We start from the raw sequence: 14,274 nt of genomic DNA on the forward strand, positions 1-14,274 counted from the left end.
CCTCCACCGGCCCGCGCCGGACAGGCCCCCAACGTAGTCCGCTACGACTCGCGCAGGGCGACGGCGAGCGCCCGCAGTGCCCGGCCCCGGTGGCTGATCTCGTGCTTCTCGTCGCCCATCTCGGCGAACGAGCGCCCGTCACCTTCCACGGGCACGAACACCGGGTCGTAGCCGAAGCCGCCCGCCCCCTGCGGGGCCGGCGCGATCACACCCTCGACCACGCCCTCCACGGCGAGCTCGGACCCGTCGGGCCGCACCACCATCACGACCGTGCGGAAGCGGGCGGTGCGCTGGGACGGTTCGACCGCGCCGACCCGGTCGAGCTCGGCGAGGAGCTTGTCGACATTGTCCTGATACGTCGCGTCCTCACCGGCGTAGCGGGCCGAGTAGACGCCGGGGGCGCCGTCGAGCGCGTCGACCTCGAGGCCGGTGTCGTCGCTCACCGCGGCGGCGCCGGCCGCGGCACAGACGGCGACCGCCTTCAGCCGGGCGTTGCCCGCCAGGTCTGGCGCGTCCTCCACCACGTCGGCCAGGCCAGCGGGACGGGGCAGCAACTCGACGAGACCGTCGAGCACAAGCGCGATCTCGGCGACCTTGTCGGGGTTGGCGCTCGCGCAGACCAGTCGGGGCAGCGAGCCGGCCACGTCAGCGACCGACGCTCCGGGGCGACGGCGGATCGGCCAGCACGGCCTTCTGCGCCTCGGTGATCGTGGCGATCCCGCCCTCCGCCAGATCCAGGAGCGCATCCAACTCGGCTCGGTCGAACGTGTTGCCCTCGGCCGTGCCCTGCACCTCGATGAGCTGGCCGGTGCCGGTCATGATCACGTTGAAGTCCACGTCGGCCGTGGAGTCCTCCGGGTACGGCAGGTCGAGCACAGGCTGTCCGTCCACGATGCCGACCGAGATCGCGGCGCATTCGGTGGTCAGCGGATTCGCCGGGATGGCGCCGTCAATCACCAGCCGCTCACAGGCGTCGTGCAGGGCGATGTAGGCGCCGCAGATCGAGGCGGTGCGGGTGCCGCCGTCGGCCTGGAGCACGTCGCAGTCGAGGCGGATCGAGTGCTCGCCGAGGGCCACCATGTCGGTGACGGCCCGCAGCGAACGGCCGATGAGCCGCTCGATCTCCTGGGTGCGGCCCTTGGCGCCGTTGCGCTCACGGCGGATCCGCTCCGGCGACGAGCCGGGCAGCATCGAGTACTCGGCGGTGACCCAGCCCTCGCCGTTGCCCTTCATCCAGCGGGGCACGTCGTCCTCGACCGAGGCGGTGCACAGCACCCGGGTCTCCCCGAAGCTCACGAGGGCCGAGCCCATCGTCATGTTGGTGAAGTCACGGACGAACGAGAAGGGGCGGAGGTCGTCGGGCTGACGACCGTCGTAGCGGGTGGGCACGGTGGGCTCCGGAGTCGAGTTGGTACAGATCTCGAAGTCGCAGCCCGGCAGGGCCACGTCGACCGGGCCACCGTAGGCCGCGACGGCCTCCTCGCGGTGCGGGACGGTCGATGCGGTTGAACTCAGTCGCTCGGCGCGAGGAGTGGCACGGTCGGGAAGTAGGTGCGATAGCGGCTGACGTCTCGGGTGAGAAGCTGGAATTCGGCGATCGCCGCGTGGGCGCCGATGAAGAAGTCGGGAAGCGGTGTCGTCTTCGCGCCCTGGCTTCGTCGGTAGTCCAGAAACGCCTTGCCGGCGAGGAACGCGGCAGCCCACGGAATGGGCTCGCGCCGGTAGTCCTCATGCGGAAGCGCATCCTCGAGCGCCTCGATCGATGAGAACCTGACGGACACTTCCGAATACACCACCACGTTGATGTGCAGCGGGCCGGTTTCCGCGGCCTCGGCGAGCGCGGTGAGGGACCAGTCCTGCCAGACCGGATCTTCGGTCATGATGTCCAACAACACGTTGCTGTCGACCAGGGTGCCGTAGGTCATGTCACGGTTCTCGGGTGAGAGCCATGATCTCGTCGGTTGTCATGTCGATGTCGCCGCGGCCTCGAAGCCGTTCCGCGAGCTGACGCCCCCTGGTCGGTCGACCACGGGCCTTTCGCACGACGATGGTGTCGTTGTCACGCTCGAACTCGACCTCGGTTCCCGCCCCGATACCGAGCGCGTCACGGAGGTCCTTCGGGATCGTGACTTGGCCCTTCTCCGTCACTCTCATGGTAAGAATCCTACAGGTAGTACTCTTACTCGTCCACCGGTCGCCGCCCGGAGCGCGCGTCGAGGTTGGCTCCGGCGTCGAGGTTCAGATCTCGAAGACGCAGCCCGGCAGGGCCACGTCGACCGGGCCGCCGTAGGCCGCGATGGCCTCCGCGCGGTGCGCCACCGGGTCCGAACCCGGAATCAGATGCGTGAGCACGAGCCGGTGGACGCCGGCGGCATCGGCTCGTTCCGCGGCCTCCCGGGCACTCATGTGGGGGATGCCCTGGCCCTCGTAGTGCTCGAGATGGCTGGCGTCACAGAACGCGAGGTCGACATCACGGCCGAAGTCGTCGAAACGCCAGCCGGGCCCCGAGTCCGACGTGAACATCACGGCGCGGTCACCGACCTCGACGCGGGCGGCCAGGGTCTCGACCGGATGATCGGTGCGGTCGAACGTCCACGTCTGGTCGCCGATGACGACGGTCGACGACTCGTCGATCGTCTGCCACTCGAAGGGCGGTGGTGCGCCGGGCGCTCGCACGGTGACGGCCTCGTCCATGCGCCGGGTCTCGGCCGTGCCGTGGAGGGGGATGCCGTTGCGGGGATGGAACCAGGTGAACACGTTGCGCAGCACCGGGAGCTCGAGCCAATGGTCGGGGTGGCAGTGGCTGACGACGATCGCGGTGAGGTCGTCGAGATCGATCGCCGCCTGGAGGGGGCCGGTGGTGCCGGGCCCGCAGTCGAAGAGCACGTTGGCGTCGGCACTCGAGACGAGGAAGCCGGTGCACGGATTGTCGACCGACGCATAGGAGCCGGACGAGCCGAGCACCGTCACCGTCATCGCCGCCGTCACCACTGATGCGCCTCCACCGAGTCGAGCTCCGGGCCGAGCAACTGGCGTCCGAGTCGGGCGAACGTCTCCACGTCACCACTCGACACGAACCGGCGAACCGGCGGTCCGCCACCCTCCCGATCGGCACCGAGCGCCTCGATTGAACGCTGCACCTCGAAAGCGGTCTCGTCCGCCGACGACACGAGTACGACGTCGCGACCCATCACGTCGCCGATGGTACGGGCGAGGAACGGGTAGTGGGTGCAGCCCAGCAGGAGGCTGTCCACCTTCGCGTCCTGCACCGGCGCGAGCAGCCGTTCGGCGAGCACGTGCACCTGGTCCGACCGCGTCTCGCCCCGTTCCACGAACTCCACGAAGCCCGGGCACGCCGCGCAGGTGAGGTCGACGTCCGGCGCCAGCGTCTCCGCGAGGCGCTGGTATGCGCCGCTCGCCACCGTCCCCACCGTGCCGATCATCGCGACCCGGCCGGTGACGGTCACCTTCAGCAGCGAACGCAGGCCCGGTTCGAGCACGCCGATGACGGGCACGTCGACCATCGCCTCCAGCTCCTCGAGCGCCACCGCCGATGCGGTGTTGCAGGCGACGACGATCATCTTCGGATCGTGGGTCTCCACGAGCCACTCGGTGATCTGCACCGCGTAGTCCCGCACCTCGTCGTGGGTGCGGGGCCCGTAGGGGTAGCGCGCCGTGTCACCGAAGTAAACGACGTGCTCGTTCGGGAGCAGGTCGATCACCGCCCGGGCGACGGTGAGTCCACCGAACCCCGAGTCGAACATCGCCACCGGGCGATCGGCTGCAGCCATCCGCCCAGGCTACGGGCGCGCCGGCCGGTAGTCAGGGAGGGGCTGTGGTCGCGATCTCCCCCTCAACGCCGGCGCATGGTGATCATCATCTCCCTCTCGGCACGGAGTCCGGTCAAACCGCTCCTGGGATAGGAGATAGGGGTGCTAGTGATGTCGTTGTAGTCGTGACTTGAGATTCCGGAACTGTCTTCGAACGATTCGGGAGGCCGTCGTCCATCGGAACTGCGCTGATTGGACGCGGTGAATCCATGTTGGTCGAAGTGTCCGACGGAGATGATCATTCAGCTCCTTCAACGCAGGGTCGGCAAAGTACCGCTGCGGAGACATCTCGTCAGGATTCCTAGTCGAGGGCGCCGCTGTCAGCCAGCCAGCCTCGTCATCGAAGTCGAAGAGCCGGGACCAAGCTTCTCGATCCACCCATGGGAGCAATGCGACCTGTCGGTCTAGGTCCAAGAACGTGTCGAGAGCACCTCCGCGGTCGTTCGAGTCTTCGTGCTGCATCCGGCTGACTCTCCAATAGAGGGGAGCCACTTGATTGAGAACTGTCTGTCGAAGCTCAACTCTCATCCGAGCGATCGCACCCGATCTGGCGCCCACGTAGCCACCGCCGAAGAGAGAGGCAAGGGTCTGCCGCGGTTGGAGGTGACAACTGATCTGGCTTGCTTCGGCGGGCCTGGAAGGATGTCACTATGCCCAAGCCCTATCCGAAGGAGTTCCGCGACGACGTCGTGCGGGTCGCTCGCCAACGCGGTCCGGGAGTAACGCTCGAGTCGGTCGCCGAGGATTTCGGGATCCACGCGATGACGTTGTCGAAGTGGATCCGCCAAGCGGCGATCGATGCCGGCGAGAAGACCGGCGTCACCTCCGCGGAAGCGAAAGAGAATCGGGAGCTGCGCCGCCGGGTGAAGCTCCTCGAGCAAGAGAACGAGGTGCTGCGCCGTGCGGCTGCGTATCTCGGGCAGGCGAACCTGCCCCCAAAATGATGTTCCCGGTCGTTCGCGACCTTGCCGCTGACGGGATCCCCGTCACGGTGACGTGCCGGGTGTTGAAGCTGTGTCGCCAGCAGTACTACCGCTGGCTCGATCAGCCGTTCACCGATGCCGAGCTCGATGAGGCCTATGTGGCGAACGCGGTGTTCGACGCGCATCGCGACGACCCGGAGTTCGGGTATCGGTTCCTCGCCGATGAAGTCCGCGCCGCCGGCCACATCGACGTCGGTGACCGAACGGTGTGGCGCATCGCCAGCGAGAACGGCTGGTGGTGCAGCTTCGGCAAGAAGAAGACCCGCAAGAAGTCATCGCCAGCGACGGCTGCGCACGACGATCTGGTCCGCCGCGAGTTCTCAGCCGATGGCCCGAATCAGGTGTGGGTTGCGGACTTGACGGAGCATCGCAGCGCCGAAGGCAAGATCTACTGCTGCGCGATCAAGGACCTGTGGTCGAACCGGATCGTGGGCTGGGCCATCGACGAACGAATGAAGGCCCGCCTCGTGGTCGCTGCGATCGAGATGGCCGCCGCCCGGCGAGGCGATGTCGCCGGCTGCATTCTGCATTCGGACAGGGGTAGCCAATTTCATTCACGGAAGGTCCACCGGGCACTCACGAGGCATCGCATGGTCGGCTCGATGGGCCAAGTCGGCACTGCGGCCGACAACGCCGCTATGGAGTCCTTCTTCTCGCTACTGCAGAAGAACGTGCTCAACACCCGCCGCTGGGAAACTCGCGACGAGCTTCGCATCGCGATCGTCACCTGGATCGAACGCACCTACCACCGCCGCCGACGCCAACCCGCCCTCGGCCGATTGACCCCCGAAGAATACGAAACCATCATGACCCCACCCGCGGCCCTCGCCGCATAACCAACCTGTCACCTCCAACCGCGGCAGACCCCAACTGCGACCATGAGGTTTGCTGTGTCAAAGAAGCCAGAAGACATTCCCTCACCCCGCAGGCCTCGGGATAAGGACCCGCGACCGGCGCCACTGTAGATGTCGCCTAGACGCACCGCCGAAAGCCATGGAACTCGCTTGGCGAGTGCTCTCGCGGCCCTCGCCGCCGACGACTATTCGGTCTCTTCGTCTTCCGTCCCAATTCCCAGTTCGCCCAGGCCAACCCGGTCCTGTGCTCGTTCAACCGCTTCGAGCGGCTCCCCGATGAGAGCCCGTGTTGCCTCCACAATCGCCACCTCGGGCATGCCAGCTTCACGCATGGCTGCGATCCGAGACCGGAGAAGATCCGTTTCTCGCTGCTGGTTCTCTAAATCTAGGCGGCGAGCATCCTCGCGGTCGCGGTAGTCCCGGTCCTTCCGCCGCTCGTCTCTGTCGTTCAGCCAGATCCTGAGCTGCTCCAGGATCCCTAGATCGCCGAACAACGAGATGCTTCCTGGGGACGACACCTCGATCGCGGACAAGACGAGCCTCTCCGAGGGAAGCACGGCCGGCTCGGGCAGCCAATCTCTATCGAGTAACGGCCGCAGGCCGAACGGCCGAAACTGCTCCGGTCGCCCGGCCTGCGCCTGGAGCTCTTCGATGAAGCGGTCCAGCGTGAGAAGGCTGTCGTAGAGGCGATTGATCGCGTACAGCGCAGAGACATACTCGCTAACAAGTCGTCCCCCTTCGAGGCCGAGTACTACTGTCCCAAGCTCGGCCTCGGATGTGCTTATCTCGCTCATGCGTCGCCATAGTAGGCCTCAGCGTGAACCGCAGCATTCGGTATGTAAGCGGGTGAAGCTCCCAGGGGGTTCGCGCGGCGAGCCTCGCGTCCTGAGACTGGCGTATCTCCAGTCGGAGTTCGTGGTGTGACTATCGACGTCTGAGCCTGCGTTCGGTGAGCGACGCGAGACCCTAGGTGTCGCCGAGACACCCTGAGCAGACGCAAGGGTTCGGAGTTTCTTGCCGGGTTGTGGCCTTCGAAATCGACGGGTTCTCTGACAGACGGCGAATCAGTCGAGCTCAAGCCGCGCACGGAGGACGTCGGAGCCGCGGAGAGGACGCTCACCTGACGTACATATCCCGGCCGCCGGACGCCGGGTGACGCGGACCCCGGTGGGTGGTAGACGGTTTCCCCGGGCGGTTGTGGTTGGGATGATGGTCGCTCTGAGCCTCGAGGAGAGGCTTGTGAGCGAGGAGAGGCAGTGTGGAGGTCCTCGGCCAGTAGCGCAGTCGCTGATCAGCGAGTTCAGACGCAGTCCTCACCTTGGACAAGCAGATCGTCGCTTGCCGTGACTCGGATGGACTCCACACGACCTACGTCGTCAAGTGCGATGAGGTACCCGCCTTCGCCACCGGAGTACACCATCCAAGCGGTGTAGTCTACGCCGATCCGGTCCGGCTCGCCGTGAGCGTCGAGAATCTCGGTTCTGAGATCGCCAACGCGTCCAACAGGAGTCAGAATCGTCGGACTCATGACATCGATTGCGAACACACCTTGTTCGCCATATGCGACAGAGTACGAGTACGGGTGTTCGGCTTCGCCGACAGGAGTCAGGTGTCCACACACGTATCCGTCCACGGCCTGCGTAAACTGATAGAACTGATCGTCGGTCACAACACCCGTGGCAAGTGCCTCGCTGGCCGACATGCCGAACTTGAGCTCCTCAATGCCGTTCGTCGTCACGCAAAGGCGGTTCCCGCGGCAGGCAGGTTCTAGCCCCCCAAGGCCCGCGGGCTTGTCGAGGCCAGAGCACGAATAGGCAGGGATCTGATCCGTGCTGCCGTCGACGCCGTCGAACACGTAGCTGAACACCTTTTGGCCATCTCCGTCGTAGAGAGCGACGTCGGTCGAAGGCGCCGTACCAAGGGAGTCAACGACGTAGTAGAAGTCTTCGTTCTGGGCGAGCCATTGACCAGCGGCGGTCTGGCATGCCGACAGTTCGATACTGCCGATGCCGGCCTCAGTACCCCGGTAAACTAAACCCGAACCGGATTCGCAGATTCCGACCTCTACCGCCCCGTTGTTGGCGGTACCGCCAAAGACGAGCGACGTCCCCACCGGACAAAGCGCCGCCGCGCGCATGAATTCGGCGATAGCGAAGATCGTGTCGTTGGTGGGTTCGACTGAGGTGGTGAGGGCGCTGTGGTAGCAGCCTGAGTCCCAGAGCCCGGTGTATAGGAGGTCGGATCGTTCGGCGAGTGGGACGAGGCCGATGATGCTGCCGATGTTGTCTGCAGCGCTGTCGACTGTGTCGAGGGTGTAGTCGCATTCCCAGTTGCGGGTGGTGTCGGCGTCGGCCGTGGCGGATGAGGCGGAGACCGCGATGTCGCCGATGTTGATGGTTGTGTCGGTGAAGGGGGTGTAGAAGAGCCCGAAGGGCTTTTTGAGTGACTCAGGGTCGTGGACGATTATCGAGCCGGCGAGAGCATGGACTGCGATGTTGTCAGGCCAGGGTTGAAGGGCTCGCAGTTGCTGGGAGCCGGCGCGGAGGGCTTGGCCTGCGTCGCTGTCGATCACGTTGAGCAGTGGGATCGGGCACGACTCGACGTCAATGGTGGAGATTGTCCCGCAGGTGTGGAGCAGCAGTCGGATGAGCGGGACGGTGACGTTGCCTGCGAGTGCGGGTCCGACGGATACGCCGTTGAGAATGTCTTGGGCGATCGCGAGGGTGTCGGAGCCTTCGTAGGGCGTTCCGAGTGTGACCACGAGGCCGATCTGTTCAGATCGCGGTCCCAGCGGCCCGACGCTGTTGGCGACCCAACGGGTGGCGAGCCCGCCCATCGAGTGAGCGACCACGACAACGGGCTTGTCGAAGCGCGCGTAGAGACAATCGATAGCCGAACCGAACGCTTCACCCACCGCAGGATGAGTGACCCATCTGAGCGAGTTGTCGTGATAGTCAAATGTGTAGGAGACCGCACCATCGATCCCGTTGATCTGTTCGACGAGTGATCGGTCCAAGGGGTCAACGAGATGGTTGACGCGTTTGACGATCGGCTGTGTCCATTCCTCGGCTGATCCGGTGATTCCATGGATCATCACCACGGGTTGCAGCCGCGCCGTATCGGAGACGATCGGTTGATGGTCCAGATCAGCGCGCACGGCGCCGTTGCAATCCTCAGGGATCGCGGTGTCCTGCGCAGCGGCGTCGCCAACCAGCCGAGTAGGCGACGCGGAAGGGAGGATGCTGACCGCGACAAGGACGCAGACAGCTACAGCGGTCGAGACGGTGGCCTTTCGCAGCGTCACGAGTCGGCTCCCGGCGAGAGCTGCAGCGTCGACGAGATCAACCACTCCCCGACGTCGTCTTGGAACATCACCACGACGAACCGGTCCGCTGGCAGCCCTGGGCGAGTTACGAGCACCTCAACGGTCGCACCAGCATCCGAGACGACCCACGAATCAGCCACCACCTCAAGCTCACTCCCGGCCGGCAACGCAGAATCAACGGCGACGAGGCCAGCAGACTCGGGTGCCACAACCGACGCGAGCTGCTGCTCCGCTACTTCGAGAACCTCGACGACCTCCGACGGCACTGCCCTCGCCTCAAAGGCCCGTTGCCTCGCGGTCTCCGAGTCTTCGACCTTAGGAGAGCGGTCTTCAGAAGGCTCCGAATCATCAGCCGGGTCGCCACTGGATGAACATCCGAGCGCGAGAAGCGAGACCACCGCAACCATGGAGACTCTGGAACCCAGGAGCGTCCACGGAGCCTGGCAGAGCCTCATCTTCAGTTGTCCGGATCCGGCCGGGCCGGTGCCGCAGGGATCAGGTCATCACGCTCGACCTCCCCCTTCGCTATCGCCCAAATGTGCTCGACACAGAACTCGTTCGACTTGTGACCTGAGTTGGTGCATCCCGTCGCGGCGCAGATACGAACCGCAGGGCTGTTGGAGTCGTGACCAGCTCGGGTTGGCCCGCCTTGGAACGTTTCGCCCAGCCCCCACGTCGCCCAGGATGGGACCGAGCCACCGTCCGGGAGCTCGTCAACGATGCGGTCGAGCGACGTGTTCCATCCAGCAACCATGGCTTCTTCGGTCTCACCGTTTGGTTCCACGTGACCGCCGGCGATCCGTTGGATCGCGATGTCCCGGCGTCCGCGCATGACCAGCACCGCCCCCTGAGTCGAAATGTGGGACACCACCACCCCCGACGGGGTGCACCCGTCGGCGTGGGCTTGTTCTGCGAGGCCGTCGAGGATCGCCAAGTCGAGCGCTCGCCGATCAGGGTCGGTGGGAGCGACGGTCTCCGAGGACCACTCGGCAAGCAGCGACGAGAAGCCGTACTCTGCAACCGCCCACTGCAACGTTGGGATCGGGCTTGCTGCGACTTCCGCGATCCAGCGCTCCAACGCGGCAACAAGGTCCTTGGGACCGTGGCGATAGCCAACCCCGCCCGCTGCCGCGATCAGGTTGGTGTATGACGGTCGGAGCTTGACCCGGCTCCCCGTCGCTCGCATCGACTTTGCTGCCGACCAGAACTCGGTTGCCGCCGCTTCGAACTGATTCACCGCCGCGTTCGGCGCTTGGTAGCTCACTGTTCAAGGACTCCTCGTCTTCAGGCTCCGGTGAGGCTCGGGTACACAAACTTCTCTCCACGGTGAGCTGCGCTCGCCGCTCGCACGGTTACCACCACGCCATAGATGAATAGGCCCAGCAACAAGAACAACCCGATGACGACCAGCACCAACAGAGACGAGATCACAATCGCGAGCGTCATGAGCGCGTGGAACCGCACAACACCACTCGCATGGTGCCGCAGGAAGTCTGAACTCGTCCGCGTACCCACCCAGAACAGCCCGGCCCCGACCAGCCCGAAGAAGAAGCAAGCGACGATCGCCACCGTCGCCGTTGTACGATCTCCGCCTGACGCGGACACCGCGCCGTGGAGCTCGAGCTCGTCTTCGATCCAGGACTCGCCGTCCCAGAACGCGATCGCTTCAGGACCGCGGCGATACCAGCCAGGCGCTTGGCTCACTATGCCTCCTGATGGTCGATGTCCCTTGTCTCGTCATCGCCATGTACGTCTCCCATCCATGCCCAGGCTTGCCCGCAACGCCATCCACCCTTCTATCCTGACATCCGGCATACCGTCTAGTTTCCCAGCAACTGGAGTCCCCGGGTCTGCCGCGCTCTCAGAAGCTCGCTGATTCTGATGCCGGCACCGATCAATGCCGCCGCAGCCCATAGTTCTCGCGCGAACGGTCGTTGTGGGTCGACCACGAAACCGCAGGAAGCGGTATCGCCTTCGGAGCCTCCAGCTGGTCGGGTTCGACGAGATCGACCGCCGGGATCTGCGGCGCCGCGTCCTCGATCCCGGGTGGCGGAGCGACCCGCTTGGGCGCCGGCGCCTGATAGGCGGTGAGATCCTGCAGCACCGTGCCGTAGAAGTTGGCGACAGCGTCGTACACCGACTGCGAGAACCCCGGCTTCTTGCCGCTCTTGCGGTTCATGCCCATCTCGGTTCGAGCGACGACGCGGAATCGCGACGGCGGCTTCTTCGTGTCGTCGACGATGAGCATGGGGTCGTCACGCACGGCCGCGAGCGCGGCGGCCGATCCGTTGCTCGAGTTCTTGGGATACGCCTCGATCACGAGATTGTCGGGGCAGTCCCTGAGCTGGCGCAGGAGCCACGTCACGCGGGCCTTGGCCTGCTTGTCTCGAGGAGCGTCGAATGAGACGCTCGCCTCGATCTGACGGGCCTTGATGTCGGCAAGCACGTCAAGATCGCCGATGGTGTTCGGGATCCGGAGCCGACCCTCGAGAAGTCCCGATGACGCGAGACACTCGACGAAGTACTTCGTCCGAAGCCGCGGGTCATTCTGCTGTGCTCGAGGTACGAGCTCCACGACGTCTTCGCCGATCTCGCTGCCGAGCTTCAATGAGACGTAGCCGAGGAGTTGGTCCCACCGCTGGGCGATCTCGGTCACGCCTTCGTTGCGAACGTTGAGCGTTCCGTCCCGTGCCCCGTCGCGCACGCTCACCCACGTCCCGCCCATGTCGTCGAAGCCCATGGCGCCCGAAGCGTCGTGTTCCAGGTAGCGAATCAGCTCACCGAGGATCCAGTCCTGCTCCGGATCATCGACGCCGCGGTGGGTCTTCTCGACGACCGCCGTCGTGAGCAGCCGAGTCCACGACAAGTGGTGGACCGCCACCTTCGAGTTGGCGCGCACCTTCAGCTCCGGGGTGGGGTGGACGCCGGGCGACGGTGCGATCTCATTGGAGATACTCAGCACCGCGTCGAAACCATTGGCCCGCGCAATATCCCAATAGGCATTGAGCTGCTCGGCCGACAGCGCCGTAGTGCCCGTCTTGACCTCGACCAGCGCAACCCACGGCGCCTTGGACCCGTGACTCACACGAATGAGTCCGTCGGGACGAATGGACTTGCCAGCAGCATCCTTGAACGACGGTTCCACATAACACTCAACGGTCGCCCGATCCGCCTTCGACGCTCCATAAGGCCCGAGGAGAGACTTCGAGAACGGACGGACAACACTGATGACGGCGAGCAATGCTGATGTCGCCCGCTGTTCCGCCTCCTTGTCGCTCGATATCCCCGATACCGGGATCAGACGCGCCTCTTGCCACTTCGCCATTGCCACTCCTTCCGCCGAGTGGCAACGTACCGCACATCGGCGAAGGAGACGGACGCTGGGTGCGCGTCCCGCCGCACACCCAGGGCGCTGACCGAAGCCGAGCGTTAGTAGCCACGACGCGGGCGTCAGCCAGGCCGCTCGACCTCAGCTCAGCGCTCGATCGGCTTCCTCGAGCGCCTCGTCCAGCACGGCCAGGCCCCGCTGGAGCTCGGCGCTCGTGATGGTGAGCGGCGGGGTGATCATGATGACCGACGCCGAACCGGGCATGCAGTAGACGCCGCGCTCCATCGCCGCCTTGAGCACGGCAGTCTTCGCGGTCGGGCCCTTCGGGGGATTGAGGCCATCGTGCACCGGCGCCCGGGTGTCGGGGTCACTCGCCAACTCGAGACCGAAGAACAGGCCGAGCCCGCGAGCCTCGGTGACCGACGGGTGCGCGTCGACCAGCGCGGCGGCACCCTCGGCCAGCTCGACGCCCCGCTCGCGGGCCGCGTCGATCAGGCCCTCGTCCCGGTACACCTCGATCGTGGCGGCCGCGGCGGCACAGGCGAGCGCGTGACCGCCGTAGGTCAGACCGTGGTTGAGAAACTGGTCGTCGATCCGGGCCGCGATCTCCTCGCGGACCACGGCGGCACCGAGCGGCACGTAGCCGCCGTTGAGCCCCTTGGCGACGGTCATGATGTCGGGGACCACGTCGTAGTGGTCGCACGCGAACCATTCGCCGGTGCGACCGAAGCCGCTCATCACCTCGTCGGCGATCAGGAGCACGTCGTAGGCGTCGCAGATCTCCCGCACCCGCCGCAGGTATCCCTCCGGCGGCACGATCACCCCACCGGACCCCGGGACCGGCTCGATCAACACCGCGGCGACATGGGCGCGGCCGCCCTCCCGCCGGATCGCGTGTTCGATGGCGTCGGCACAGACGAGATCGCAGCCGCCCCGCGATCCGCACGCGAAGGGACAGCGCAACGGGTAGGCCTCGGCGACGTGGGAGACCCCGGTGATGCCGGGTTCACTCGGCCAGGTGCGGTGGTCCCGCCCCACGCTGAGCGCGCCATAGCTGGCGCCGTGGTAGTCGCGGGCCCGGCCGATGATCTTCGACCGACCGGTGGCCATCCGGGCCAGCTTGATCGCGGCCTCGATGGCAGCGGCACCGCCGCCGGTGAAGAAGCTGCGGTTCAGATCCCCCGGGGTCACCTCGGCGACGAGCCGCGCCGCGTGTGACGCCGCCTCGGTGGCGAACGGCGTGGCCGCGAACGGCAGGACGCGCGCCTGCTCGACGATCGCCTCGATGATCCGGGGATGGGCGTGGCCCGGGTTCGCGTTGGCGAACTGGGCCGTGAAGTCGAGATAGCGGGTGCCGTTCTCGTCCCAGAACTCGCACCCCTCGGCCCCCGCCACGACGAGCGGGGCCCGGTTCGCGTTGACGCTCCAGGAATGCAGGACGTGGCTGCGATCCCAGGCCAGGGCGTCGTCGAACTCGGTCATCCGATGTGCATCTTGTGAGGAGAGCGGGCGGCGGAGCTGCCCGCTCGGAGCTAGCGCTCTTCTTTGAACGTGACGTGCTTGCGAACGACGGGATCGTACTTCTTGATCTCGATGCGCTCACGCGTGTTCGTCTTGTTCTTGGTGGTCACGTAGGTGTAACCGGTGCCCGCGGTGGAGCGGAGCTTGATGATCGGGCGCTTGTCGGAACCAGCCATGATCGGACTCCTCAGACCTTCTGGCCGTTGCGGCGCATCTCGGCGACGACGGACTCGATGCCGCGCTTGTCGATCGTCTTGATGCCCTTGGTACTGACGTTGAGCTTGATCCAACGCTTCTCACTGGCGAGGTAGTAGCGCTTCACCTGCACGTTCGGATCCCAGCGACGGCTGGAACGACGGTGCGAGTGCGAGAGCTGCTTGCCAAAGTGAGGCGTCTTGCCGGTGACCTGGCAAATCTTCGACATCGGAAATTC

At 65.6% G+C, this 14,274-nt stretch carries 16 protein-coding genes; 1 reads left to right on the forward strand and 15 read right to left on the reverse strand.

The window, feature by feature from the left end; genetic code table 11:
* Nucleotides 1–41 precede the first annotated feature (41 nt).
* The 6 genes from rdgB to murI form a co-directional block, all read right to left on the reverse strand.
* Nucleotides 42–644: an RdgB/HAM1 family non-canonical purine NTP pyrophosphatase gene (gene rdgB, locus R8F63_09020; protein ID MDW3218740.1), complete on the reverse strand. Its 603-nt coding sequence runs from the start codon at nucleotides 642–644 to the stop codon at nucleotides 42–44.
* Between the two features lies 1 nt (nucleotide 645).
* Nucleotides 646–1,446 (reverse strand): ribonuclease PH, encoded by an 801-nt coding sequence (gene rph, locus R8F63_09025; protein ID MDW3218741.1) that lies wholly within the window; start codon nucleotides 1,444–1,446, stop codon nucleotides 646–648.
* A 65-nt stretch (nucleotides 1,447–1,511) separates the two neighbouring features.
* Nucleotides 1,512–1,925 (reverse strand): type II toxin-antitoxin system VapC family toxin, encoded by a 414-nt coding sequence (locus R8F63_09030; GenBank protein ID MDW3218742.1) that lies wholly within the window; start codon nucleotides 1,923–1,925, stop codon nucleotides 1,512–1,514.
* Nucleotide 1,926: 1 nt separating this feature from the next.
* A complete protein-coding gene (locus R8F63_09035) occupies nucleotides 1,927–2,154 on the reverse strand; it encodes an AbrB/MazE/SpoVT family DNA-binding domain-containing protein (protein ID MDW3218743.1) in 228 nt (75 codons plus the stop codon).
* 84 nt (nucleotides 2,155–2,238) lie between these two features.
* A complete protein-coding gene (locus tag R8F63_09040) occupies nucleotides 2,239–2,988 on the reverse strand; it encodes an MBL fold metallo-hydrolase (protein MDW3218744.1) in 750 nt (249 codons plus the stop codon).
* On the reverse strand, nucleotides 2,985–3,791 hold the full coding sequence (gene murI, locus R8F63_09045; GenBank protein ID MDW3218745.1) for a glutamate racemase: 807 nt from the start codon (nucleotides 3,789–3,791) through the stop codon (nucleotides 2,985–2,987). The genes R8F63_09040 and murI overlap by 4 nt, the downstream gene beginning before the upstream one ends.
* Nucleotides 3,792–4,480: 689 nt before the next feature.
* Between murI and R8F63_09050 the strand changes: the two genes are divergently transcribed.
* A protein-coding gene (locus tag R8F63_09050; GenBank protein ID MDW3218746.1) for an IS3 family transposase occupies nucleotides 4,481–5,649 on the forward strand; the annotation gives its coding sequence in 2 pieces (ribosomal slippage) (nucleotides 4,481–4,753 and nucleotides 4,756–5,649; 1,167 coding nt in all).
* A gap of 203 nt (nucleotides 5,650–5,852) precedes the next feature.
* On the opposite strand, the gene R8F63_09055 is transcribed toward R8F63_09050, so the two are convergent.
* From R8F63_09055 to rpmB, 9 genes are all read right to left on the reverse strand, one after another.
* Nucleotides 5,853–6,461, reverse strand: coding sequence for a hypothetical protein (locus tag R8F63_09055; GenBank protein ID MDW3218747.1), 609 nt, complete (start codon nucleotides 6,459–6,461; stop codon nucleotides 5,853–5,855).
* A gap of 506 nt (nucleotides 6,462–6,967) precedes the next feature.
* The gene (locus R8F63_09060) at nucleotides 6,968–9,016 is read right to left on the reverse strand and encodes an alpha/beta hydrolase (protein MDW3218748.1); all 2,049 of its coding nucleotides are present in this window, start codon (nucleotides 9,014–9,016) and stop codon (nucleotides 6,968–6,970) included.
* Nucleotides 8,968–9,399, reverse strand: coding sequence for a hypothetical protein (locus tag R8F63_09065; protein MDW3218749.1), 432 nt, complete (start codon nucleotides 9,397–9,399; stop codon nucleotides 8,968–8,970). Before R8F63_09065 ends, R8F63_09060 begins: the two co-directional genes overlap by 49 nt.
* Nucleotides 9,400–9,449: 50 nt before the next feature.
* Nucleotides 9,450–10,256, reverse strand: a complete 807-nt coding sequence (locus R8F63_09070; protein MDW3218750.1) for a hypothetical protein — start codon at nucleotides 10,254–10,256, stop codon at nucleotides 9,450–9,452.
* A gap of 20 nt (nucleotides 10,257–10,276) precedes the next feature.
* Nucleotides 10,277–10,696: a DUF4870 domain-containing protein gene (locus tag R8F63_09075; GenBank protein MDW3218751.1), complete on the reverse strand. Its 420-nt coding sequence runs from the start codon at nucleotides 10,694–10,696 to the stop codon at nucleotides 10,277–10,279.
* A 190-nt stretch (nucleotides 10,697–10,886) separates the two neighbouring features.
* Nucleotides 10,887–12,323 (reverse strand): hypothetical protein, encoded by a 1,437-nt coding sequence (locus R8F63_09080; protein MDW3218752.1) that lies wholly within the window; start codon nucleotides 12,321–12,323, stop codon nucleotides 10,887–10,889.
* Between the two features lie 138 nt (nucleotides 12,324–12,461).
* Nucleotides 12,462–13,802 carry an aminotransferase class III-fold pyridoxal phosphate-dependent enzyme gene (locus R8F63_09085; GenBank protein MDW3218753.1) on the reverse strand — a complete coding sequence of 447 codons (1,341 nt, stop codon included), beginning with the start codon at nucleotides 13,800–13,802 and terminating at the stop codon, nucleotides 12,462–12,464.
* 50 nt (nucleotides 13,803–13,852) lie between these two features.
* Entirely contained in the window at nucleotides 13,853–14,017 is a 165-nt protein-coding gene (gene rpmG / locus R8F63_09090; protein ID MDW3218754.1) for a 50S ribosomal protein L33, read from the reverse strand.
* 11 nt (nucleotides 14,018–14,028) lie between these two features.
* Entirely contained in the window at nucleotides 14,029–14,265 is a 237-nt protein-coding gene (rpmB, locus tag R8F63_09095; GenBank protein ID MDW3218755.1) for a 50S ribosomal protein L28, read from the reverse strand.
* Nucleotides 14,266–14,274 lie beyond the last annotated feature (9 nt).

The sequence above is a fragment of the Acidimicrobiales bacterium genome, assembly GCA_033344915.1.
Taxonomy (GTDB): domain Bacteria; phylum Actinomycetota; class Acidimicrobiia; order Acidimicrobiales; family Aldehydirespiratoraceae; genus JAJRXC01.

Bases quoted from the DNA above. Each gene is read 5' to 3' on its own strand.
- rpmB (MDW3218755.1), bottom strand. From the start codon at position 14,265: ATGTCGAAGATTTGCCAGGTCACCGGCAAGACGCCTCACTTTGGCAAG.
- rpmG (MDW3218754.1), bottom strand. From the start codon at position 14,017: ATGGCTGGTTCCGACAAGCGCCCGATCATCAAGCTCCGCTCCACCGCG.
- R8F63_09085 (MDW3218753.1), bottom strand. From the start codon at position 13,802: ATGACCGAGTTCGACGACGCCCTGGCCTGGGATCGCAGCCACGTCCTG.
- R8F63_09030 (MDW3218742.1), bottom strand. From the start codon at position 1,925: ATGACCTACGGCACCCTGGTCGACAGCAACGTGTTGTTGGACATCATG.
- R8F63_09055 (MDW3218747.1), bottom strand. From the start codon at position 6,461: ATGAGCGAGATAAGCACATCCGAGGCCGAGCTTGGGACAGTAGTACTC.
- murI (MDW3218745.1), bottom strand. From the start codon at position 3,791: ATGGCTGCAGCCGATCGCCCGGTGGCGATGTTCGACTCGGGGTTCGGT.
- R8F63_09065 (MDW3218749.1), bottom strand. From the start codon at position 9,399: ATGGTTGCGGTGGTCTCGCTTCTCGCGCTCGGATGTTCATCCAGTGGC.
- R8F63_09035 (MDW3218743.1), bottom strand. From the start codon at position 2,154: ATGAGAGTGACGGAGAAGGGCCAAGTCACGATCCCGAAGGACCTCCGT.